The 24,267-nt window shown below is 43.3% G+C and carries 21 protein-coding genes; 12 read left to right on the forward strand and 9 right to left on the reverse strand.

All coding sequences use genetic code 11. The features are described 5' to 3' along the window. Positions 1 to 104: 104 nt before the first annotated feature. Positions 105 to 377, reverse strand: a complete 273-nt coding sequence (locus tag L2729_RS19785) for an AraC family ligand binding domain-containing protein (RefSeq protein WP_248989800.1) — start codon at positions 375 to 377, stop codon at positions 105 to 107. 512 nt (positions 378 to 889) lie between these two features. On the opposite strand from L2729_RS19785, the gene L2729_RS19790 reads away from it, so the two are divergent. Then, positions 890 to 2,140, forward strand: coding sequence for a C45 family peptidase (locus L2729_RS19790; RefSeq protein WP_248989801.1), 1,251 nt, complete (start codon positions 890 to 892; stop codon positions 2,138 to 2,140). A 320-nt stretch (positions 2,141 to 2,460) separates the two neighbouring features. Here the strand turns inward: L2729_RS19790 and L2729_RS19795 are convergent, their stop codons facing one another. Then, positions 2,461 to 3,273 carry an enoyl-CoA hydratase/isomerase family protein gene (locus L2729_RS19795; RefSeq protein WP_248989802.1) on the reverse strand — a complete coding sequence of 271 codons (813 nt, stop codon included), beginning with the start codon at positions 3,271 to 3,273 and terminating at the stop codon, positions 2,461 to 2,463. 146 nt (positions 3,274 to 3,419) lie between these two features. On the opposite strand from L2729_RS19795, the gene L2729_RS19800 reads away from it, so the two are divergent. The 4 genes from L2729_RS19800 (at position 3,420) to L2729_RS19815 (ending at position 8,683) form a co-directional block, all read left to right on the forward strand. Further along, positions 3,420 to 4,370, forward strand: a complete 951-nt coding sequence (locus L2729_RS19800; RefSeq protein WP_248989827.1) for a LysR family transcriptional regulator — start codon at positions 3,420 to 3,422, stop codon at positions 4,368 to 4,370. Positions 4,371 to 4,687: 317 nt separating this feature from the next. Continuing rightward, positions 4,688 to 5,890, forward strand: a complete 1,203-nt coding sequence (locus tag L2729_RS19805) for an ammonium transporter (RefSeq protein WP_248989803.1) — start codon at positions 4,688 to 4,690, stop codon at positions 5,888 to 5,890. A 317-nt stretch (positions 5,891 to 6,207) separates the two neighbouring features. Then, positions 6,208 to 7,170: a pyrimidine-specific ribonucleoside hydrolase RihA gene (gene rihA, locus L2729_RS19810; RefSeq protein ID WP_248989804.1), complete on the forward strand. Its 963-nt coding sequence runs from the start codon at positions 6,208 to 6,210 to the stop codon at positions 7,168 to 7,170. A gap of 166 nt (positions 7,171 to 7,336) precedes the next feature. Then, entirely contained in the window at positions 7,337 to 8,683 is a 1,347-nt protein-coding gene (locus tag L2729_RS19815) for an aspartate aminotransferase family protein (protein WP_248989805.1), read from the forward strand. Positions 8,684 to 8,878: 195 nt separating this feature from the next. Here L2729_RS19815 and L2729_RS19820 read toward each other — a convergent pair whose 3' ends face one another. Next, on the reverse strand, positions 8,879 to 9,931 hold the full coding sequence (locus tag L2729_RS19820; protein WP_248989828.1) for an alkene reductase: 1,053 nt from the start codon (positions 9,929 to 9,931) through the stop codon (positions 8,879 to 8,881). A 141-nt stretch (positions 9,932 to 10,072) separates the two neighbouring features. Here L2729_RS19820 and L2729_RS19825 point away from each other — a divergent pair, with 141 nt between their 5' ends. Then, positions 10,073 to 10,654 carry a TetR/AcrR family transcriptional regulator gene (locus tag L2729_RS19825; RefSeq protein WP_248989829.1) on the forward strand — a complete coding sequence of 194 codons (582 nt, stop codon included), beginning with the start codon at positions 10,073 to 10,075 and terminating at the stop codon, positions 10,652 to 10,654. Here the strand turns inward: L2729_RS19825 and L2729_RS19830 are convergent. Next, positions 10,651 to 10,827, reverse strand: a complete 177-nt coding sequence (locus L2729_RS19830; RefSeq protein ID WP_248989806.1) for a hypothetical protein — start codon at positions 10,825 to 10,827, stop codon at positions 10,651 to 10,653. The two genes, L2729_RS19825 and L2729_RS19830, sit on opposite strands and share 4 nt — an antisense overlap. A gap of 243 nt (positions 10,828 to 11,070) precedes the next feature. Here L2729_RS19830 and L2729_RS19835 point away from each other — a divergent pair, with 243 nt between their 5' ends. The 3 genes from L2729_RS19835 to glnD all read left to right on the forward strand — a co-directional run bounded on the left by L2729_RS19835 (position 11,071) and on the right by glnD (position 15,185). Then, positions 11,071 to 11,427: a YgiW/YdeI family stress tolerance OB fold protein gene (locus L2729_RS19835; RefSeq protein ID WP_248989807.1), complete on the forward strand. Its 357-nt coding sequence runs from the start codon at positions 11,071 to 11,073 to the stop codon at positions 11,425 to 11,427. A 276-nt stretch (positions 11,428 to 11,703) separates the two neighbouring features. Further along, the gene (locus tag L2729_RS19840) at positions 11,704 to 12,222 is read left to right on the forward strand and encodes a hypothetical protein (RefSeq protein WP_248989808.1); all 519 of its coding nucleotides are present in this window, start codon (positions 11,704 to 11,706) and stop codon (positions 12,220 to 12,222) included. Positions 12,223 to 12,581: 359 nt separating this feature from the next. Beyond that, positions 12,582 to 15,185, forward strand: a complete 2,604-nt coding sequence (gene glnD / locus L2729_RS19845; protein WP_248989809.1) for a [protein-PII] uridylyltransferase — start codon at positions 12,582 to 12,584, stop codon at positions 15,183 to 15,185. A gap of 91 nt (positions 15,186 to 15,276) precedes the next feature. Here the strand turns inward: glnD and L2729_RS19850 are convergent, their stop codons facing one another. Together L2729_RS19850 and L2729_RS19855 are read right to left on the reverse strand one after the other, a co-directional pair. Next, positions 15,277 to 16,473: an MFS transporter gene (locus L2729_RS19850; protein WP_248989810.1), complete on the reverse strand. Its 1,197-nt coding sequence runs from the start codon at positions 16,471 to 16,473 to the stop codon at positions 15,277 to 15,279. A 70-nt stretch (positions 16,474 to 16,543) separates the two neighbouring features. Next, positions 16,544 to 17,212 carry an SDR family oxidoreductase gene (locus tag L2729_RS19855; protein WP_248989811.1) on the reverse strand — a complete coding sequence of 223 codons (669 nt, stop codon included), beginning with the start codon at positions 17,210 to 17,212 and terminating at the stop codon, positions 16,544 to 16,546. 116 nt (positions 17,213 to 17,328) lie between these two features. Here L2729_RS19855 and L2729_RS19860 point away from each other — a divergent pair, with 116 nt between their 5' ends. Both L2729_RS19860 and gltS read left to right on the forward strand, forming a co-directional pair. Continuing rightward, positions 17,329 to 18,249, forward strand: coding sequence for a LysR family transcriptional regulator (locus tag L2729_RS19860; protein WP_248989812.1), 921 nt, complete (start codon positions 17,329 to 17,331; stop codon positions 18,247 to 18,249). Positions 18,250 to 18,961: 712 nt separating this feature from the next. Continuing rightward, positions 18,962 to 20,194, forward strand: coding sequence for a sodium/glutamate symporter (gene gltS, locus L2729_RS19865; RefSeq protein WP_248989813.1), 1,233 nt, complete (start codon positions 18,962 to 18,964; stop codon positions 20,192 to 20,194). Between the two features lie 498 nt (positions 20,195 to 20,692). Here gltS and L2729_RS19870 read toward each other — a convergent pair whose 3' ends face one another. Further along, complete coding sequence (locus L2729_RS19870; RefSeq protein WP_248989814.1) at positions 20,693 to 21,808, reverse strand: TDT family transporter; 1,116 nt, start codon at positions 21,806 to 21,808, stop codon at positions 20,693 to 20,695. Between the two features lie 248 nt (positions 21,809 to 22,056). Here L2729_RS19870 and L2729_RS19875 point away from each other — a divergent pair, with 248 nt between their 5' ends. Continuing rightward, positions 22,057 to 22,476 (forward strand): ribosome recycling factor family protein, encoded by a 420-nt coding sequence (locus L2729_RS19875; protein ID WP_248989815.1) that lies wholly within the window; start codon positions 22,057 to 22,059, stop codon positions 22,474 to 22,476. 71 nt (positions 22,477 to 22,547) lie between these two features. On the opposite strand, the gene L2729_RS19880 is transcribed toward L2729_RS19875, so the two are convergent. Together L2729_RS19880 and L2729_RS19885 are read right to left on the reverse strand one after the other, a co-directional pair. After that, positions 22,548 to 23,165 carry a MarC family protein gene (locus L2729_RS19880; protein WP_248989816.1) on the reverse strand — a complete coding sequence of 206 codons (618 nt, stop codon included), beginning with the start codon at positions 23,163 to 23,165 and terminating at the stop codon, positions 22,548 to 22,550. 581 nt (positions 23,166 to 23,746) lie between these two features. Then, on the reverse strand, positions 23,747 to 24,187 hold the full coding sequence (locus tag L2729_RS19885; protein WP_248989817.1) for a PACE efflux transporter: 441 nt from the start codon (positions 24,185 to 24,187) through the stop codon (positions 23,747 to 23,749). Positions 24,188 to 24,267 lie beyond the last annotated feature (80 nt).

Genomic DNA, 24,267 nt, shown 5'->3' on the forward strand with positions numbered 1-24,267 from the left:
AACCAAGTCAGGCCACATCAGTACAACGGTGGTTTGACGCCTGCAGAGTCTGAACGATTATTTCAGAATGACTCTAAGTCCTTGGCCAAAATTAGTTGACCACTTCACTCTAAGTCAAACGCATGCACTTGATTTTTATTGACGAATATAAAGCTTCCCTTCTGAAAGGTATGATACTGAAAGTCAATAAAGTGTCCCCCTTCGCCATGGGTGATATAAATAAAGCAAAAGTAGTTAATTCGATGAGGTTTTGAAGGGTCAAATTTACATTGAGAGAGTTTCTTATAAAAAATATCAAGGTCTAAAACTTCAACCCCTGACTTTTGAATGTTAGGTGCTCTAAATTCAACATTGGGTACACTTTTTATGCTTTTCATTTAACTTAAGTTTTTACTGGTTGCCGATTTCAAAACGGGATTAAACACCGATGTAGGACATTTCAATCATTCAAATTACCGTTCGATAACTCCAAGAAAGTTTATTAGATCTTAAAGTACTCTTTCACTATGGGACTAGTAGTAGCAACAATCAACGACGTTCTGATTAAAATGGATCGAAGCTCTCATTTTAAAATTGGTGACTAACGACATAAGATGACCACCCATATTTATTGCTCACTTAATGGCCAGCGGGGTATGAGTGAAGCTTGACGGTATCCTTATTTCTTAATCGTAAGCACAGTAAGAACCATGACATGGTCACCCATTCTCATTTCTTTGCTCTACAGTCGGTCATTATCCTGAGTTGTTATGCCTACTATTCAATAATCGAATAGTAGCTAATTTAAACTATCTGCATTTATCTCATATTATTAGCCCATCAAAACACACCGACGGCATAACCGTAACGCCACCGAATACCTCATCGAGACAACAGAGAGAGATAAATTATGAAAAAATCAACATTAGCAATCGCCCTAACGACTATCTTAGCAATCTCTGGGGCAACGTCAGTGGTTGCTGACGAAGCATTAAGTCAGACGGGAAAAAATGGCGTTACTATTGACTTAACTGGGGATTTTTATCACCCCAATGAAACCCAAGTATTACAAGAAAATGCCCCGGTTATTGAATTTTCAGGCCTAAATGAACAAGGCGGTAAAGACATCGTTGCGGGTTATATCACTGAATTTGGTAGTGATATATTTGCAGAGGCTATTAAAGATTACTTAGCCCAACTCAACGGCGCGCTAACGACTGAGCAGCTTGCTGATGTATTGAACACTAAGCAAGATATGATTAAACACTTCCCAAATGTAGTCAATTTCTATAATGGTATCGCTGATGCCACTGGATTTACAGCTGATGAAGTCTACATGGCGGCTTGGGCATCTGATGGTATGTTTGCCTATGACATTCAAGCAATAGTGAAAGAGAAATTACCTCAGCTTAAAGCTGCGACTGAATCAAACCGTGGCTGTACCGCTATCGCATGGAATAATGGTGTCATTGGTCAAAACCAAGATATGCCTCTTGCGTTAGGGGGGCACGGTGCAATCTGGAAGTCAGGTGAAATCATTGTTCAAGCTCCAGAGCCATTCTTCATGGGTATTGCAATGACTAAGAGTGTTGGTTCTACCATCAACACCATTGATACATTTAACTTTGGTGAGCTTGAACAGGGTATGCCATTAAGTGGCACATCTCTTGGACTGTTATCTAAATTTGACAATGCACAAGATATCGCTAAATACATGGATGATATCAAAATCAACTCAGCGCCTGCTTATTCGCTATCTGATACATCAGGTAATGTACTAACCGTAGAAGCACAGCGTGGTAATAACGTGGTACTTGATGGCTCTAATAAAGGCTTTGTTGTTCATACCAATCATCCTGTCGGGTTAGAAGACATTCTTGTTAATCGCTATGCAAATGGTAATGCAAAAGCATTCGATAGCGCAGTTGCAACAACGACATGGCGTCAAGTTCATGCTGAAGCATTTGCTAAGTTCTCTCCATACCAAACGGTTGACGCATTAAAAGACGTGTTATCGCAAAAGCCTTTATTTAAAACGCCGTACAAGGGTAATGCTTTCGTCAGTACTAACTCAATCATTCATGATGTTAATGCGGGCTGTTCTTATGGCACGACATGGTTAGCCTCAATGCAAGACTATACTAAAGTTTGTTTTGACTAATTTTAACGACTAGCTTAGCACCCTGAATAACGCCATAAGGTTAGTCTTATGGCGTTACATCCAATCCTCCCTACCTACTATTTCAACAAATCCCCATCACCCCTAAATAACATGGCTCTGATGATGGTTGTTGGCGCAACACACTGGTACTCAGAGAAATGACGGTAATGATGTTGTCGACTTCATTGTTGAATATTTAGGTGGTTGTCATGATGAGTAGTAAAAAAGAGGAGGGGATCAGTGCGTAGATTAGCGCTTGAAGAAGGAGACAGCCTCGCTGATAGATAGCAGGCTGCCTCTAAGTGCTAATTGGCATGGACTTACTTTGAAAGCTCAGTTGCGGTATCAACAAATATACCTTGAATATCTTTGGCCTCTCTTTCTGTTTGTCCGCCGTGCTTGAGGAAGGCAGCAATAATGGTCTGCGTTTTCTCTTCTTTAGCACGCTCAAGAAAGTAGCGTAACTCTAGTTCACTACCGACGTCTTCATCTTTGATGGAAGCGGCAATGATCTCCTTTTGCATCACAATATCCCGAACTTCCCAAGCACTTACTATTGCCAGTAACTGTTCAAGGAAAGCATTCAATTCTGCTTTAGGCACAAACTGAGTGATAATGTTTAATGCTTCTGCTTGCTGGGCAGTAAAGTCAGCACCTGTCAGTAGGGCTTGCAATGCTTTGCCTTTACCTAAGCGACGGGCAAACTGCACTGCACCTTGGCCACCGGTTGGAATATTGATGTATAACTCAGGCTGAGCAAAAGCCGAATTTTCGGTACCGTATGCTAGATCACAAGCCATCACTAACTCATTTCCACCACCACGTGCAACACCATCGACGACTGCAATTGAAAGTTGTTTCATTGCTTTTATATTGGTAATCATGTGGTTGAATTCAATAGAAGCCGCTTGTCCGCCTTGGCTACCATTAATGAGATTTAAATCCAGGTGAGCGATAAAAAATGCATCATGAAATGATTTAAATACAACCGCTTTAATTTCACGGTCACCTTTTAGTGATAAAACAAACGCGTTAATTTCATTGATTAAGTCGATTGTTAAAATATTCACTGGCGGGTTTTTGATTAACACTGTCGCCACGCCTGCTTCTGTAGATATGATTATTTTATTCATTGTGATATTCCTCTGCGGGTCGTCGGTATCGTGACGGATTATTGTGTCACGTCGAGTTTACGTAGTTACTTTAGCAATATATTTTCTACTAAAAAACAGACTAATGTGAACTATAATGATTCCATAAAGGAACCAATTGGATGTCTATGGATCTCGCCAGTCGATTATTACTATTACTCGAAGTTTCTGAATTAGGCAGCTTTGCAAAAGTTGCAGATCACCGAAATGTTAATCGTTCTGCTATATCAAAACAGATAAACAAGCTCGAACAAGATCTTGGGGTTCATCTATTAAATAGAACCACTCGGTCGCTATCACTGACCGCCGCAGGACTGGAAATGGTGAATCAAGCAAGGCATTTAAGAGCGCTGCTTAATGACTCAAAACGGCTTGCACAAAATTACCACCTAGAACCAAGAGGGGAGCTTAAAATTGCTAGCTCAGCGCTATTTGGTCGTCAATATGTTCAGCAAGCCATTCTAATATTTCAACAGTCATATCCAGATATTCATATTGAATTATTGCTAGAAGATCGCGTTGTGGATGTGGTGGGGGAAGGATTTGATATAGGCTTTCGTGTTGGTGAACCGAAAGCCTCTAATTTGATCTCTAAAAAAATAGCCCGTAATCGGCTATTAATTGTCGCTTCGCCTAAGTTTATTGCTCAATATGGACAGCCAAATACAGTGCCAAAATTAGAGAGTTTGCCTGCGGTTGTGTATTCATCTCAAGGATTGCTAATTGATAAAATCAAGTACCAAGACCCAAAAGGCGATGACACTTTTATACAGTTAAATGCGGCTTATAAAGTCAATGATGTAGAAATGTTAGTCAATACTGCGATAGCAGGCAAGATGATAGCGGTTACCACGGCGCAGACGATTGAAAACGAAATATTGGAAGGGAAATTAGAGCCGATAATGACCCATATAAAACTGGCTGATTATGGAACATTTTACGCAGTATATCCTCATCGAGATCCGCCCTTAAAAACAAAGCTCTTTATGGACACTTTAAAGAGTATCGTTGGCGATAACATCCCTGTTTGGGAATCTAGAATTCCGGGGTTTGAAAAAATGTATGGTAATAGAAGGTAGCGTGGCACGATGATAATTTTTGGGTCTTACTGCATTTAACCTTATATTTGTAATGGTTGTTTTTTGCACTAGCTTGATTCGTTGTTGCACCAAATTGAAACAAAGCCCTATTTAACAATTCAAAAAAGCGAGCTCTTCAAGCGAAAGGTAGCTCAATATTGCACCTCAATGGTTCACGGAACTGTCTGTTACTACGCTCTTTTTAAGCTATTGCACCAATAAAGAAATCAATTAATGTAACGATTTTGTAAAGTGGGAATGGTTTTTGCTCTCTTAAGTCTATGAAATTAAAAAGAGAATAGCTTTGGAGAGCAGCAATGGACAATATTAGTGACGCTATTGGGGTAATTGCGCAGGGCGCAGATACGTTATTTATCCTACTTGGTGCAATCATGGTACTGGCCATGCATGCAGGCTTTGCATTTTTAGAGGTCGGTACGGTTCGACATAAAAACCAGGTTAACGCTTTAGTGAAAATCTTAACTGATTTTGCATTTTCAGCCGTGGCTTACTTTGTGATTGGCTATCAAATTGCCTACGGCAGCCACTTCTTTGTGAGTGCCGATTCCTTAGCGGCTAATAATGGCTATGATTTAGTGAAGTTTTTCTTCCTACTCACCTTCGCCGCGGCCATTCCTGCCATTGTTTCGGGTGGTATTGCTGAACGTGGTAGCTTTCGTCCTTTCTTATTCGCTTCAGCGCTTATCGTTGCGTTCGTGTACCCGTTGTTTGAAGGCATGATTTGGAATGGTAATTTTGGCTACCAATCTTGGTTAGCGAGCACTTTCGGCGCAGAGTTTCACGACTTTGCTGGCTCAGTGGTTGTGCATGCTATGGGTGGCTGGTTAGCGCTAGTGGCTATTTATTTTTTGGGCGTGCGCGGCGGTCGCAAACCGGGCGTTGCCTTTGCACCTTCAAGTATTCCTTTTCTCGCATTAGGCTCATGGATATTAATCGTCGGCTGGTTTGGCTTTAACGTGATGTCAGCGCAAACACTGGGTGGTGTTAGCGGGCTGGTGGCACTCAACAGCTTAATGGCGATGGTGGGCGGAACTATTATTGCGCTTATCGTCGGCAAGAATGACCCTGGATTTATTCATAACGGTCCATTAGCGGGTTTAGTTGCTGTGTGTGCAGGTTCAGACCTAATGCACCCTATCGGTGCATTTGTTGTCGGTGGTGTGGCCGGTGGATTGTTTGTCATGGTGTTCACTAAATTGCAGCGTAGCACTAAAATTGATGATGTATTAGGCGTGTGGCCATTACACGGTTTATGCGGTGTTTGGGGCGGTATTGCGGCGGGCATATTTGGTCAACAGAGTTTTGGTGGTCTCGGCGGCGTTAGCTTTATGTCGCAGCTGGTGGGCACTTTGACCGGAATTGCTTTTGCCTTAATTGGCGGCGTGATTATTTATGGCATTATCAATAAGATCTCAAGCTTACGTTTAAGCCAAGAAGATGAATATATCGGCGCCGATTTAGCCATTCATAAAATTGGTTCGACTAGCTTTGATAAGTAAAATCAATATTGGATAAGCAATGCGCCTAGCTATCAGGTTTTAGATTGACACTAAGGTTCACTTCACAACGAACTGGCCAGCCATTAGTCGCTAGATGGGTGGCTGACTCGATCTTTCCGGTTCATCAAATTGCTTAACCACCCTGTATAGAGGAATTAAAATAGCAGGCCAATTAGAGGGAGAAACGGATGTTTAAAGCGAACACGATGGGTCACTTCGTCCTTAAAACCCGACAGCGGGTCACAGTTTTCTCTATAACAACTCACTAGGATGTTGCTTATCTATTTATTAACACTGCCGATTAGCGGAGTCTAACGATGCCCCATATAGCTCATTCCCCAAAGCCTATTATTCTCGATTGCGATCCAGGCCATGACGATGCCATCTCACTTATTCTTGCGTTAAGCAGCAGTAAACTGCAGCCTTTGGCAGTGACTACCAGCGCCGGTAATCAAACGCCAGATAAAACCTTGAACAATGCTCTGCGGATCCTGACCTTGCTCGGTCGCAGTGATATACCTGTTGCTGGTGGTGCTATCAAGCCATTATCCCGCGAGCTTATCATTGCTGATAATGTTCACGGTGAGAGCGGTCTCGATGGTCCTGAGTTGCCTGAACCCAGCTTTATGCCGTTAAATAAGTCTGCGATAGAATTGATAGCGGAAAAAGTCCGTGCTAGCAACGAGCCAGTCACTTTGGTCCCCTCTGGACCGCTGACCAATATTGCGCTGTTCCTATCAACTTATCCTGAGCTGCATAGCAAAGTTGAGCGCATCGTCTTGATGGGCGGAGCTGCCGCTGCCGGCAACTGGACTCCCGCGGCTGAATTTAATATTTTTGTTGATCCAGAAGCCGCTGATATGGTGTTTAAAGCGGGGATCCCCATTACTATGTGCGGATTAGACGTTACCCACCAAGCGCAAATCATGGATGAAGATATTGAGCGCATTAGGAAAATCCCCAATCATGTGGCCAAATGCGTAGCAGAGTTGCTCGATTTCTTCATGATTTACCACAGAGACCCTAAGTGGGGCTTTGAAGGTGCACCATTGCATGATCCTTGTACCATCGCTTGGTTGCTTAAACCTGAGTTATTTACCAGTTATGATTGCTGGGTCGGGATTGAAACTAAGGGCGAATATACCCAAGGTATGACAGTCGTTGACCGATATCACCTGACGCAGCGTCCGCACAATACTCAGGTGCTGTGCGATATTGATAGAGCTGGCTTTGTCGATCTGATTGTTGAATGCTTAACTGCTTACAATAACGAAAGCTAATATAAGCGCGAATACGAGAACCTGACGCCAGCCATACTGTAAGAAGGCGGGTGTGCACAAAGAAGGGTAACCGAAAGGGAGCGCAATATTGCTTGTGCTCCTTTAGATATTTAACCGTAATATAGTCAATCCCTATCTTGCCCTGTATCATACGTGCCAGACATATATGATGAAGACTGACAAGATGAGCAATGCCAATAAACCTGCTACCAATGCGCTACTAAAACAAGCCCACAAAAACATGCCTTTAGGTGTAGCAGATAGCTACCGCTATTGGGGTGAAGAAAATACCGTATTTGTTAAAAGCAGCCTGGGTTGCACCATTACCGATGCCGACGATCAGCAATTTATTGATTTTCGCCTCGCTTACGGGCCTATCATCTTGGGTTATCGAGATAGCCGAGTCGACCAAGAAGTGGTCGCAGCGATCACTGAACGTGGCACGATTTCTGGCTTTTCAACCGATCTTGATTCTCAAGTCATCGAACTTATTAAGCAGATGTGTCCGAATATTGAAAAGATGCGCTTTGCCAACTCGGGTACCGAAGCGGTGATTGGTGCGGTACGTACTGCGCGTGGTTTTACCGGTCGTAATAAAATTGTTGTGGTTGAGGGCGGTTTTCACGGTCTATACGACGAGATGATGTGGAAATCAGATGTTGATAATTGGGATGACACCACAGAAGAGGCCCCTAAGATTGCCTCATTTGGTGGCGGTATTCCTGAAGCGAGTCGTGAACATTTAGAAACAGTACCGCTTAATGACTTTGCCGCTATTGATGAGGTCTTTACGCGTGTCGGTGATGATATCGCAGCTATCGTGATTGAGCCTATATTAGGCAACTGCGGCAGCATTGCGTCGAGCCAAGAGTACATGCAAAAGTTGCGTGATATCTGTGATGCCAATGGCACCCTGTTGATTATGGATGAAGTTAAAACGGGTTTCCGTGTTGCTAAAGGTGGCGCGCAGCAACTGTATGGTATTCATGCTGATCTAACCACCTACGCTAAAGCGATGGGCAATGGTTATCCGGTCGCCGCCTTTGGTGGCCGCAAGGATGTCATGGATGTGATCAGTTTTGGCAAGAATGGCGTTACCCATGGTGGCACGTATACCGCCAACATGATTGCACTTAGTGCCGCAAAAGCGACATTAACGATTTTGAACGAAACCGATGCCTATGACAGTATTAATAAAGCCGGCGCAGACATTCAACAGGTGTTATCTCGGGTATTTACCAAGCACGGTATCGAGCATAAGTTTGCTGGCCCTGATGCGATGTTTGGCATCCACTTTGGCAGCGAAGTACCGCATAACTATCGTGACTGGAAGAAAACCGACAGTGACTTGTATACCGAGTTTGCGCTTAACTTGATTCAAAGCGGCATCATGCTGGAACCTGATTCTCGCGAGCCTTGGTTTATCTGTGAATCTCATAAAGATATCGATCTGGTCAAGCTGGAAGATATTGCCGATGCCGCTATGGCAAAAGCTATCGCAGACCGCAAATAAAGCAGCCCTAAATCTAGGTTAATAGCCTAAGGTTTTTGATATAAAAAAAGAGGTTAGCCCTAGGGTTAACCTCTTCTGTCTCAAGACTAAAATAAGACACAGGATTGATGATTTTTATAAACGTTTCACACTAAATCTTTCGCAGTAAACTCTTCACTCTTATCTCTCCAAATTAAGCTCTGCGCATTAAGCTGTTCACACTAGGCTTGCTAGCATGTCATCTGAATATGTCACCAGGTCATGACCTTCGCGAACGCGGGCGACATAGTCAGGATTAGCGATAAACGGTCTGCCGATCGCTAACAGATCAAATTTATTTTCGGCAATAGCGGTGCTGCCCGTTTCGGCGCTATAACGTCCTACACCAACTAGAGTCTTACTGTAAACGCTGCGTACGTAACTTGATGCACGGCCATCGAGATAATCAAACTCCATGCTGTCATCAAAAATGCCGATATGCAGAAAAGCCAAATCACGCAGCTCAAGCTGAGCCAATAAGTAATCAAACACGCCGCGGTCTTGTTTGTCTCCGGCCATATTAAAATAAGCGCCCGGTGACACTCTAAGTGCGGTTCTATCACTGCCAATACGCTCACTGATAGCATCGATTACTGCTAACGGAAAGCGGGCCATGTTTTCGGCTGTTTGACCATATTCATCGGTGCGATGATTACTGGCGTGATGTAAAAACTGGTCGATAAGATAGCCGTTAGCGCCGTGGATCTCGACACCATCAAAACCTGCATCTATCGCGTTTGCCGCAGCCTGAGAGTAATCAGCGACTAACTGCACTATCTCGTCATGGCTAACAGCTTTAGGGACTTGATAGGTTAAATCACGCTGTCTGGGAACCGTTCCCTCTAGGCCAACGGCAGAGGGGGCGACGGCTTGAGTCGAACCAGATTTTTCAAAAAAGTGTGGGTGAGCCACTCGACCTGTATGCCATAGCTGCGCAAATATTTTGCCACCAGCGTTATGCACGGCATCGGTCACGACTCGCCAACCCTCAATTTGAGCTGGGGTAAACAGACCGGGTGTGTTGGGGTAGCCTTGGCCATCGGGACGAATAATGACGGCTTCAGAGATGATTAGACCCGCTTCAGCGCGACGAGCATAATAGTCCGCCATGGCTTGAGTTGGCACTAATTCATCATCTGCCATACAACGAGTCAATGGCGCCATCAGGATGCGATTTTGTAGGGTGATGGTCTCGTTGAGCGCAAAAGATTGAAATAGGTTATCCGTCATAGCGACCTCGGTATCTTGAATGAACATTCAAGATATTCTTATTTGAATAATCATTCAAGTATTATTTTGAACAAACATTCAAAATTAAGTACAATCAATCTATCGCCGATTAATGAGTCAAATCCCGGAGTCCAAACCCGTATGCGTAATGCCGAATTTGATAGAGAAAAAGTACTGAGATCTGCCATGACTGCTTTTATGGACAAAGGTTACGGTAAGACGAGTATGCAAGATCTCACTAAAGCCACAGGTTTACACCCTGGCTCTATCTACTGTGCATTCGATAATAAGCGGGGGCTTTTATTAGCGGCCTTAGCGCAATATAGAACCGATAGAAGTGCCGAGTTTCTGCGGTTTTTCTCTGGGAATAAGCCTGTATTAGTCGAACTAAAAGCGTATCTGGATAACATCGTTCAGGAGTGCATCAGTTGCGAAGCCGCTAAGGCTTGTTTACTGACTAAAGCGCTTAATGAGATGGCGCAGCAAGATGAAGAAGTGCAAACAATCATTACCGAGAACCTAGCCAACTGGCAGCAGGGGATCGCCGATGTGTTGGCATTAGCTCAAACTAAAGGTGAGCTGAGCGCTAAACGTGATAGCCAACATTTGGCGCGCTTTTTAGTCATGGGCATTTATGGTTTAAGAACCTTTGCCCACACACACCCTAAAGGCGAAACACTGCAAGAACTTGCCGACCAACTCTTTTTCGATATCACCGCTTAGCGTCGCTGATGGATACCGAAGCTACCTGGATATGCCACTGAATCCAGCACTTCCAAGTGGCTTGGATATAAAAGGCTAACGCACTGCTCTGCACACTCTGACACCGCAAGCGTAAACTCACCTTGTCGCACCATCAAATATCGAGACAACAGCATGCTGTTTGAGGTATTCATTCCGGGTCTTTCTTACTCATAAAAATGGCTGGTCGAGTCTTTTTTATGAACGATAATCCTTTTATAGCCTGTTTATTAACATGTATTTTTACTGTAACGACCTAAATAATGAGCTGTCACTAAATGGCAACTTTACAGTGACGCTTTAATTTAGAATGACCTTATTGAAGAGTAACTCACGATAAATACGTCATTAATATCGAAGTTGTTCAGTCTTTCTTATTGTATGAATAGAGGTTAACTATGAAAAATATTATCGCATTAGGGCTTTTACTTACTTCATCTACTGTATTTGCTAACCCAGCCCCTGTTCAGGGTGGTTTTATCGGCCCAAGCACTGTGTCTATCAATACGGTATCTGGAGCGTTAGATGCAGCTGATGACACTGCTGTTGTATTGACGGGTTATATCGTCGAGTCGTTGGGTAATGAAGAGTATCGGTTTAGTGATAAGAGTGGTGAGGTTATTGTTGAAATCGATAATGATGAATGGGGTAGCCTTGAAGTGACACCTTCAACAAAAATCACCCTCCATGGTGAGGTTGATAGCGAATGGAAAAAGACCAGCATTGATGTTGATGGATTGCAGTTAGCTGACTAATATCAATCAGAATTCGGCGTATTTGACATAAAGTGATTAAACTTGAATACTGAGATTTGTTACCGTTATAAAAATCAAGACTATAGTAAAGAATAGAAAAGTGGCATGGGGTTATAGACATTGTCGATAAATAACAGCAGTAAGTTTTATTAGCGGCGAATCATCACTTCTAACAACACTTTAAATGGTTTGATGATTGGTTTAATAAATCATCAGAAATAAATATTGATTAAAAATCAAAATTTTATAATAAATCAGCATGCTATTGGAGACGATATGACATCAGTCAATAAATGTACAACATTTGCAATAACCTTACTGTGTGTTAGTTCATTAGGTACCGCTCAGGCCGAACAGTATGTGTTTCCTGAAAAAGGACAAACCGCAGAACAACAAACGGCCGATGAAGCCAGTTGTGATACATGGGCGGCAACAGAGTCAGGTTACAATCCAAGTCAACCGCAAGCAGCACCCGTTGCAGCCGCTCCTACTCCAGAGCAAGGTGCTGAACGCGGTTCAGGGATGCGTGGAGCCATCTCAGGCGCCGCAACCGGTGCTGTTGTTGCAGAGATAGGTGATGATGATAGAAGTGATGCTGCAGCCAATGGCGCCGCAGTAGGGGCTGTTGCAGCAAGACGACAAAGCCGTCGACAAAATGCTAATGAAGCTGATCAACAGGCGGCAACACAGCAACAAGCGCAAGCCGAAGTGCAAAGCAGTAATACTCAAGGAACGGAAGACTTTAATCGCGCCCGTTCAGCGTGTTTAGAAGGTAAGGGCTATAGCGTTAAATAATACTAACCTCGGTGCTAATATATGTAAGGGACGATGACCATCGTCCCTTTTTGATGTAAACCTCCCGCTCTAAACACTCATGACTAAGCCAATTAAGATCTAATATTCCCACCATAATCGTCAAGCTGCAGGCAATCAAACTTACTTTTGTATTTAGCCCATTTTGCTCATTAGAGTCAGAGATCCCCTTTGCCTGCGTCGCTTGTTTATAAGCGAATCCTTAATCGTTAAAGTTGTTGTCGATTTGTAATTCTTAGTTAGATCATCTAACCTGTTTTTTCATTTAAAGGGCATTGCATCACGGTTTAATCCGTATAAATAAGGTCTATAGGGCTTATGCAAACGGCCACAGGAGAAACATGTCAGACTCTGATATATCACCTCAATTCAGTTCAAAAATGGGCATTACTGATTATAAAAAAGTAATCCAAGATGCCGACAACTACTTCAATAAGCACTTTACTCACGTTGCTATCGACGAAATTGTAAAGTTACGCGCTGATTTTTTTGATTCCTTGTTGCTCCACCTCTGGGAATGCGCCGATCTCGCGACCGAAAACCTCTCTCTCAATGCTGTCGGCGGCTATGGCCGTCAAACATTACACCTGCACTCCGACATTGATATTTGCGTGTTATTTTCGCAAGAGCTGAGTCCGCATCAAGAGACACAAATAGGGCAGTTTTTTACCCAACTATGGGATATTGGTCTAGAGCTTGGCCATAGTGTTTTAGCCCTGAATGAAATTGATAAAGCGTGTGAAGACATCACTATTGCAACGTCACTGTTTGAAATTCGCCATTTAACAGGACCAGAGTCTCACGCTAGACAGGTGTTAGAGAGACTCTATGGCGATGATCTCTGGAGCAGTGAAGCGTTCTTTAAAGCCAAATTCAGTGAGCAAGATGAACGCCATAAAAAGGCACAAGGCAGTGCTTTTAGCCTCGAGCCTAACCTAAAAAACAGCCCCGGTGGTATGCGCGATATCCAAACGCTTATCTGGGTAACCCGCAAGTATTTTGCCGCAGAAGATATGGCTGCCTTAAGGCGATTCGGCTTCTTTACCGCCGACGAACATGCAGAATTACTAGAGTCACAACATTTTATCTGGCGTACACGTTGGGCATTACACGCTGCAGCGCAACGTTCTGAAAACCGACTGCTTATCTCTTTGCAAAGTGATGTTGCTAGGCTGATGGGCTTTGGCGACAACAGTCACCTTGCCATCGAAAAAATGATGCGTCAGCTATACCGTGCCATGAGGCGGATTAGCGAACTTAATCAAATGTTATTGCAGTATTTTAAAGATGAAATACTGGTACAAACAGACAAAAAGTCGATAGTGCTAAATCAACACTTCGAAATAAATGGTCGGCAGATAAATGCTCGCCATGATGATGTCTTTGTTGACCGTAAGCAGCTTATTGCACTATTTATTCATATTGCAGAAAACGCTAACGATATTGATGGTATTTCGCCGCAAACGATTCGACTAATACGCCAGGTGAGACGACGCCTATTAGGCGACTTGCAAGATTTTGATCGCTGCCGTAAAGAGTTTCTCGCGCTATTTCGTCATCCTCAAGGCATGGGGCTCGCGCTGACATTAATGCATAGACATGGCATTTTAGCGTCGTATCTTCCGCAGTGGCGCGAAATTGTTGGTCAGATGCAATTCGACCTCTATCATGTTTATCCCGTTGATGAGCATACGCATAAGTTACTCAAAAACTTATATTCCCTCGGCGGCAAAGCTGAAATTCCCTCGCTTGCCCAGCCTAGCGCTGTTTACAAAGCGATAGAGAATAAAGAGGTATTGCTATTAGCGGCTTTATTCCATGATCTAGGCAAGGGACGCGGTGGTGATCACAGTGAATTAGGCGCTGTCGACGCGCTGCAATTTGCTAAATTTCATGAGCTAAAACCTTCACAAGCTAAGGTGATCGCTTGGTTAGTTAAAAATCATCTTTTGTTATCGTTATCCTCTCAGCGGTTAGATATATATGACCCGTCAGAAGTTAAGAATCTGGCCAAAGCGATTGGCACTAAAGCCAGACTCGACGCTCTCTATTGCTTAACGGTTGCCGACATTAAGGCGACCAATGATGATCTGTGGACTAACTGGAAAGCAACGTTGCTGCGAGATCTCTATTTGTCGATTAGTTATGCACTGCGTAATGGCTTAGAAAATGTTTTAGAGCAGCGAACTATCGTCCGTGAACACAAAAATGAAGCGCTAGAACTGATAGGCCTGAGTGAACATCCTGATGTGATTAAACAGCTTTGGAAACGTTTGCCGCTCTCCTTTTTCAGTAATGCTCAACCTAGTGAAATTGCGCGCTATTCTAAAGCCATGACACAACACCCTGCAGAGCATTCACTTATTTTGCTCGATGAAAGTAGTACTAAAGGCAGCAGCGATCTGTTCGTTTATATGAAAGATAAGCCGGGTCTGTTTGTGACACTGTTTAATACCTTAGCCTCGCTACAGATCTCGGTTCAGCAAGCGAATATATCTAGAACTAAAGATGGCTATGTGGTGGAGTCTTTAAAAATACTCGACTACGATCATCACCCAATAAGAACCGCGGGGCGACGTGAACGTATCAAGCAAAGGCTTAAGCAAGTCTTGTTTGAAAATAGAAAGCTGCCTAAGAAGCGCCTCAATAGCAACATTGGGTCATTCGTCAGTGAAGCTAAAGTAGAATTTTTACACTCTCGTAAAAAGGATAGAACGCTGATCAGTGTTACTGCGCTCGATAATCCACAATTTATGAGCCACTTCTGTAACGGTTTCAGGCTATTTGAACTCAATATTCACTCTGCGAAAATAACGACTGTAGGTGAGCAAGTTGATAATGTCTTTTTGGTGTCTGATAAAGAGGGGCAATCATTAGATGATGAGAACAAACAAGCGCTAAAATCTTTCTTTGTCGATATGATTAACGAACAAACTCCTGCTTAATTCATTATTATTTCAGCCCCCCCCGCTTATTCATCGAATAGGCAGGGGAGCCGTTAATTGAACTCCGTAAGTACTTTACTGCAAGTCGATATTAGCGATTAACACTGGCTAAATTGGCAGCCAACTTATCTTGTGTACTCTCTCGTTTGTTAGCTTTAGCGATAAAGAATAACCCTATGATGGGCACAATAATGGCCGCGTAAGGGATCATGCCAGCTCCCATGTGACTATCAAGTACCATCCCACCTAGGAATCCACCAAATGCATTGGCTAAGTTAAATGCTGATATGTTGGCTGTTGCCGCAAGCTCTTGACCTTCACCACCGTGATTCATGACGCGAAGCTGCATAGCCGGTACATTGGCAAATGAGGCTATACCGAATACAAATAGGGCTACAACAAACAGAATTGGGTTATCAATAACCAGACCGACAATAATAAGGGAAACAATCATCGCAATTGCCCAGAACATTGACGCTTTTCTAAGATCCTTGTCTGAAGAGCGGCCACCAAGTGTGTTGCCAATAATGAGGCCTAGACCAACAATCGCGAGGATCCAAGTGACAGCATCTTGGCTATAACCTGCAATGTGCGTTGCTATAGGTGCGATGTATCCATAGAGGGCCATGAAACCTGACCAAGCTAACGCTGTGATGGCTAAGCTCATTATGAGCATTGGATTTTTGAATGCCTGTAGCTGACTTTTTATGCTTTTTGCTTCACCGTGTCCCGTTGACTTGATAGACATTAGAATTGAAATCATGGCGATGGCGCCAAAAGCGGCAACGATAAAGAAGGTGTTGTGCCATCCAAATTTTAGGCTGATCCAAGTGCCAGCAGGAACACCTAGTACATTGGCAAGTGTCAGACCCGCAAACATTTGACCGACTGCGCGACCGGCCATTTTCTCTGATACTAAGCCTGTCGCAACAACTGCACCTATCCCATAAAAGGGGCCCTGTACCAAGCCGGCAATCACTCGACTAAGAAGGAGTAAATTATAAGTTGGTGCTAGCGCCGACATTATATTGCCGATGATGAACAATGCCATCAAGCCAATAAGTACTTTTTTCTTATTAAAACGGGCTAGATAAATCGTTAGTATTGGGCCACCGATAACAATGGCTAATGCGTATGCACTGATTAAATATCCTGCCTGACCTTCTGTAATTGATAGTGAAGTTGCTATCTGAGGAAGAATGCCTGCGATAACGAATTCTGCTGTGCCGATAGCGAAGGCTGCAAGTGTGAGGATCCAGACCTGGAAGGGCATCTTTGCTTTATTCATGATTGATTACCTGAGTTTATTTTATGATTTCTGGGGTATGGATTTCCACACCGGATAGCTTTTTTCTGTATTAATTAACGAGCGCGCCACCGTCAACATCAATGATGGATCCCGTCATATATGGGTTGGATATAGCCATGACATAAGCCATGGCTATATCCGCAGCAGTACCCGCTTTACCTGCGGGTAAATTGCGTTTGGCGTTTTCGTACATGGCTTCACGGGAGGGGGTATCCATATTTTTATATGCGGTGGTCATTGTTAACCCCGGGCTCACCGCGTTAACTCGAATAGGCGATAGTTCTTTGGCTAGCACTTTTGTTACAGCCTCTAACGCCGCATTAATAGCAGTTTTTACATAAGTATTAGCGACTACCTTGCGTGAGAGCATTCCCGTCGTCAGCGTGATTGTTCCATTGGCTGTCATGTAACGAGCAGCATGCTTAGCAACATTAATGGCACCCCAAAATTTGATATCGAAGGCTTTTTTTGCATCGTCAATGGCAACGTCTATTACTTTCCCTGCGGGGGCATATGAGCCCGCTGTAACCACAAGATGTTCGAAAGGGCCAATGGATTCGAAATAACGATGTACCGCTTTCTCGTCACTGATATCTAAGCCCGTCGTACGGCTTGCTACATGAACAATGTTACTGCCATTATTAACGTGTTTTGCCACGGCCTCACCGATACCTGATGCACCGCCAATGATGACGTAGGTGGTTTTTTTCTGGTCCATGGTTAGTTCCTTGCAGTTGTTATTGATGACAGTTGCTATTATATTCATTCGTATTGATTTGATAATTGGGTTAAATACGAAGTCATTATTCGTATTAGCTGAATAATGGGGCGGGCGTGGATAAATTCTCTGATATGGAAATGTTTGTAAGCATTGTGAAACATCAAGGGCTGGCAGCGGCAGGGCGTGATATTGGTCTTTCTCCTGCCACAATGACGGCAAGGCTTCAGGCACTTGAAGAAAGGTATGCGGTGAAGATGCTTAATCGAAGTACCCGACATATCTCTCTGACAGATCCGGGGGCTTTGTACTACAAGGCGTGTATTGAGATCTTAGATAATGTCAGTGAAACTGAGGCTCTGATCCAGAATGGTGTTAAGGAGGTGAAAGGTTCACTGAAAATAGCGGCGCCAAAGGATGTCGGTAAACAATATATTCTTCCTATACTGTCTGAGTTTTGTAACCAGTATCCCGATGTAGTGCCCTATCTATATTTGAATGATAATATCTCCAATATTGCCGAATCGGGTATGGATATCGTTATTCGGTATGGTGAGCTAGCTGATAGCAGCTTGATATCACGACAATTGTCGGCCAGTAGGCGAGTGCTATGCGCATCGCCAGAGTACCTCAAAAAACATGGAACACCATTAACACCACAGGATTTGGTGAAGCATCACTGCCTTGCAATGCTGCGCAGTAATGAGGAGTTAAAGACATGGCATTTTCAAGATAAAGATAAGAGGAATTCAATCACTGTTGTACCAAAGCGTTTTTCGGATGACGGTGAGGTTATCCGATGTTGGGCATTGGAAGGGGCTGGAATAGCGCTTAAATCAGCTTTAGATATCCAAGATGATATTGATAATCTACGCCTTGTCACTGTGCTCAATGGATACATGAAGAACTTCAATGCATCGACGTCAGTCTCGAGTGCAGACTTGAATGTGGTGTACATCAGTAAGCAATATCAACCTAAAAGAATTAGGTTGTTCTTAGATTTTTTGATTGATAAGTTCCATGACCAATCAGGCTAATACGACGAAAACCGCTTATTTGGCATTTTAATGATTCAACCCATAGCTCCCCGATTTGGCCACTTATCAATAGCCGGTTAACCTCCAACATCAACATCAACGACTGTTCTTTCGCTATTGTCGATGACGTTACCATTGTGCAAGCCCACTTCGTTGTTGCAGTAACTTAAAGGGAATAACCATTTCTATATTAATGCGTCTAGAATTGAGCTCGCACACCGCCTCTGAAACGAGCATCTTCAAGTAGAATGGGTATATATCTGCACAGTCATGAGGCTTGTCTAAGTCACAGCCGCTTTCCAAGCCCCTAATACTATTTCTTATGATGTTTGTAATGAATTTCATGACGATGTAGCGTGGTTTAGGCTGATTATCTCCACAGATTAAACATTTACACTCTCCCTATAAATTATTCGAGAGTGAATTATGACAATTTCAAATAACACTAAACCCGCTAGTCGCTTAACGTCTTTATCGCTTGATTTAGCACCATATCCCTTAGTCACCACTGAAACCATAAAGGCAAGAGTAGAGGCTACTAATGGTCTGTCTTCCGCTTATCTTGATACCACTCTGAGTGGCTTGAAGCACCTGTTCATGAAGTGATTTAGCTTGAAAATCATTAGTGATGAATAAGGATTAAACACCGATAAGTCAATGGTGCTTATTAAGTAACGTAGTAATAAAAAGACAGGTTACAAAGGAAATATAAATGCAGACCGAAATAGTCAACGTACCCCCTTTTGTCGCTTTTACCGTCGCGATTATGGTGCTGTTCTACGGCAAATATCTTACGATGAAATATGAATTCTTGCGTAAATACAGTATCCCAGAGCCAGTAGTTGGTGGTTTTGCTTGTGCTGTTTCAGTGGGGGGACTGTATTACTTTTTTGGCTATCAACTGACTTTTGAGTTGGAAGTTATGGAGTGGTTACTCGTTTATTTCTTTACGGGTATCGGCTTAAGAGCGGATATTAAGACGTTATTAAAAGGCGGAAAGCCTCTGTTACTCCTGCTTTTATTAGCCTCTAGTTATATTGTAATGCAAAATATTCTAGGGGTGACTATCGCCAGCTTATTTGGACTCGATCCTAAGGCTGGCTTGATGTCGGGCTCGGTAGCATTAACGGGGGGAGTGGGTACAACCATGGCGTGGGCCCCTACATTTGTGAAAGAGCTTGGCATTGCGAATGCGACTGAACTAGGCGTTGCGTCTAATACCTTAGGGCTTATTGGTGCCTGTTGTATTGGGGGGCCGATTGCCGCCTATTTAATTAAACGTCATAAGCTTGAGGTCAGCGCGAGTGATGATCTCACTATTGGTGCTCGCCATGAATCTGAAGCGGCAGGTATCAGTGTTACTTATTTTGGTGTGTTGCGTGCGTGGTTGTGGTTAAACGTATCAATGATGCTTGGTTATAGTTTGAATGAAGCGTTGCAAGCGGCGGAAGTTAAATTACCGCTGTTTGTAGCGTGTCTGTTGGCGGGCATCGTCGTTGGTAACTTCGGTCGTTGGGCATTAGGTTACTTAAACCGGCCTACATTACATAACTATGCTGAAGAAGCAGAGCAAGGTTTAACGCTCATTTCTGATCTTTGTTTGGGGATGTTTTTAACCATGGCATTGATGAGCCTGCAGATCTGGAAGCTTGAGGGCAGCTTTGTTTATATTTGTACCGTTGTGGGACTACAAATCTTGATGTCTGCGTTGTTCACTACTTTTGTTGTGTTCAGAGTCATGGGGAAAGACTATGGCGCTGCCGTTATTTGTGCCGGTTTTGGTGGTGTAACGCTTGGCTCAACTGCCACTGCTATTGTTAATATGCAGGCGGTAACACAGCAATATGGTGCAGCTCGTCAGGCATTTATTGTTGTGCCATTAGTCTGTGGGTTCTTTATCGACATTGTTAACGCGATGGTGATTAATTTTATGGTTTACTTCTAATGCTATAATACCAATTGCATTAAGTATTTGACCAATTCAGAGCGCCTCAGACTTTTCAATTCAAGGCACATTGGTGAAGAAATGGTTATTCCCTTTTAAGCTAATGCAAAGCAGAAGTGGAAAGTCTGAGTCCCTCACGTAGTGCGGCCGACGTTTAAATCAAATGGCAAAGCCCTTTAAGCTTCGTTGTGGGCTTTGGATATAGAATAACTATTAGCTTCAATCCCCCATCTTGCCTACAGGGCTTTGAATTCCCGCTGAATGGTCAAACTTTTAATGCAATTGGTATAACACGGTTTTGAATTCGCGAGAGCGCTCATACAAAGAGAATATAGTGATTACTGTCCAGCACAAAATAATAACTATGACCCCCATAGTTATTATTTTTTGGAGTGCTGGCGTTGAAGATATCACAGCAAATGTTTAACGCTTGAGTGCTGATTTAGATAGCCTTCAGAATAATGTCATGAGGAGTAGGAGTCAGTGAATTGCCCTTACTTATTTGCCTTTTTTCGATACAGCGTGTACTGCTACGGTCTGATTTTTAATGATATGTCCCTTTTTTATTCCTTTGATAGTGCCTACAGCGGCAACGATCCAAGAAATAAATAGGCCTATAAATAAAATGACGGCCGCCCATCGAAATACATCCAAATCGGTATGGATTGCCAGCTGAATCGTCCCGGTTACGCAAGTGCCGACAGGGAATGTGAATGCCCACCACGTTAACGCAAAAGGCATCTTATTACGCAGCGCGCGTAAAGTGAGTAGGCTTACTAATATTGACCAAAAAAAGGCGAATCCCCAAACCGGCACACCATAAATAATCGCCATATTATTCATGGTGTCGGCAATAGGACCTTCAACAACAAGTAATGCCGCAGTCCCTAATGCCCCCGCCGCAGTAATCGACTGCCCTAGCGGTCCCAATACTATCCAAAGAGTGGGGACTCGAGCACCACCAGAAGTGCCAGAATGCGCTAAACGACTCCAGATCATGGTGATAATAATGAAGGCACTAAACAAACTCACCCCAAACATGGCATAACAACCATAAAGCATCAGTTGCTGTATCTCAGGATTGGCTACATAGGGGATAAGCATTGCCCCTATTGCGGCAGACACCATCGGCGGAACCACAGGCATCAGCCAGCCACCAAAAGCACCGTCATCACGCACTTCATAGTAGGTGAATAAACGATAGGGAATGGCAATGGAGACGATTAGACCACTCACCGTACCTAAGATCCAAAGTGCCCACGCTATTGTTAACGTTGTCGGCTCTGAAAAAAGATGGTTACCATATAAAATGGTTCCGCCTGCCACGGTTAATAATGCCATCGGAGGCGCACCGAAAAACTGTGCCATGATCGGATCATTCAATTGGCGCTTTAGGATATGAGGCTTGACTATGGCTTGCAGGATTTTAAGTAATACCATGACTATGAGCATTAAAAATGCCAACAGCCAAATAGCGATTCCGACGTTGGTTAACGACTTACCAATAAAAGGTAAGTTAGCCAGTGCATTTGCAATAATGCCGGTGCCCATCACAGAGGCAAACCAGTTGGGTCCGATTTCGGTGCTTAATTCTACTTGATCATTTTCAGTCATAGTTAGGTTTTTGTCTTTGTTAATCTGACGGGGAGTTATAAATTTAATGTTAGTATATATAAGGATAAGTAGTAATTCTGTTGTTCGAGATAATATTTATAATAATGAGCTACTTCAGAGTAATTACTGAATAGAAAACTTAATTCTAGTACTGAAGCTTTACGACTATGTCATTAAGAATCGAGTAAACTTAAGCTGGATTCAAGTAATGATTAAATCGGTGCAGAGTAAACTTTTGAAATACAGTTATGAATGAAGCCATCACAATTTCACTGCCGTCCCTTATTCACCGAATAGGAAGGGATGCCGTCAATCGAGCCAAAGTTGTTGCTAGCCAGTATCGCTGCGAGCTTAAACGTGTTCGGCGCTCCAGAAACTGGGGGCTCTCTGGTGAGGCGATCAACATTCAATCATTTGCAGGGCAGTTGAAAGCGGAGTCATTAACAGCGCTGGAGTTGAAGACGATTGATGAGAGGGGATTTCGTTATCTTGTTCAAAAGATTGAAACTGCCTTGCTTGATCATGCTGACAAGTTGGAACCTTTAACGGTAAAGTTAATTCGTTTAATTAACGAAAATCCCAACATCACCTTGGCCGAATTGATACACGTCACCGATTGCACCATGAGTGAAGCCAGAACCGCTCGTTTTGATGCCGACTCTTGGTAGTGCGGCATCTCAACGACAGGGCTTGGTATTAAGTTGAATGTGTATGGATGGACCTCGTTAATGCTATTTGGCTAACCTATGCTACTGACAACCGCCGTTATCCCATCGATTAGCATTTGTACACCGATTACCGACAAAATTAACCCCATTAGCCGAGTCACTATACTCAGTCCATTCTCACCGATTGCAGCAATGATCTTAGAGGAAAAAACAAAACAGATAAAAGTGATAAGACAGAGCGCAGCAAAGGCAACAACTGTGACCGTAATCTCTCCCCATCCTCCCGCCGCCGAATAATTCATCGCCGTTGCAATCGTTCCAGGTCCGGCAAGCAGTGGTACCGCAAGCGGTGATACAGCCACGTCCGAATCGTTAGCGGGTTCAGCTGTATGCAGCTTTGAGCTTTTTCCATGCAGCATATGGTATCCGACTAGAAATACCAGAATACCGCCCGCGATGCGCAATGCTGGCAGGGTTATTCCAAACAGGTTGAAGATTGATTTACCTAAAAGCGAAAAGAGTACAATGATAATAAAAGTGATGGTTAACGATTTTATTGCGGTTTTAGTTTGCTCTGCTTTGCTCATACTGGCAGTTAACCCTGCAAAGACGGTTGTATTTGCAATCGGATTCATAATGGCAAAAAAGGCCATGAAAACCGCTAATGAATGGGCAAGTAATTGACTCATTTGTTTCTCTTCCTTGGTTTGTTAACGGCCTAAGTCGTTCTAGGGTATCAGTGTAAAAGCTTTGCTTTCTGAAAGAGTAGCCAGTGGCATTGATACTCTTATAGAACCCCCATAACGGGAGTGAAAGTAAACTCTATTCTATTGCTTTAAAGGAAGCTAGTCGGCGACCAATATTAGCAGAATGAATTTATAGCTTGGGGATGCGCTGCTTATTAATGACGAATGACGAATGACGAATGACGAATGACGAATGACGAATGACGAATGACGAATGATGAATGATGAATGATGAATGATGGCTTGAAATTGAGAGTTAGCTGCGGGGGAGTTGCCATCGAGAGGTAACAAGTCACTTAGATTAATCCATATCTGCACAATATTGCGTTCTGCACTCGTTACTCTTTACATGGAAATAGGACTAGCGGCCAGAGAAGCCGCTTACCTGTATCTCTTGGGGGAAAGTCCTAGATTAGCAAGGTATGGTGGCTAAGTGAGTTCAACGTCTTACGCTGAACTCACTTACTGTTGCTTATGATGAAGCGTATTAGCGTTAGCAATTGATGATGGCTTCCACCAGATGCTTATCTAGGGAGGGCATTGCTCACTTCTGCGCTGCTGCTGAAGAAACGCTCACGCAGCAGGTCATAACACCAGTTGTAGACAATTGCGTATACCAAGAAGAAAATGACAACACCGATATCCATGATAAATACGGTCCAAAAATCTAGCTGTAGCACCCACATCATCAAGGGGAGCGTGACCACAATCATGCCGATCTCAAAACCAAACCCATGGCTTAAACGCATTTTAAATGAGCGTTCAATGCGATTGTTTCCGAATATGCGGTCAAATCCTAAGTTGTAAACGTAATTCCAACCCATGGCGATTAACGACAGACCGATAGCTAAACCTGTCACCGATGTTGCCCCTGCATCGGTAAAAATGCTGGCGGCAGTGATCACAAATACTAAGGCAATCGCTTCAAATAATACGCTGTGGAAAATACGCTCTTTTGTGTTCATAGTCAGTCTCATTTAGGTTGTTCAATGCTTCTTGGTTGCTATAATCATCAATTATTGCGTAAGAATAAAGTCAGTTACTA

This window comes from Shewanella gelidimarina (genome assembly GCF_023283945.1).
In the GTDB taxonomy this organism is placed as follows: Bacteria; Pseudomonadota; Gammaproteobacteria; order Enterobacterales; family Shewanellaceae; genus Shewanella; species Shewanella gelidimarina.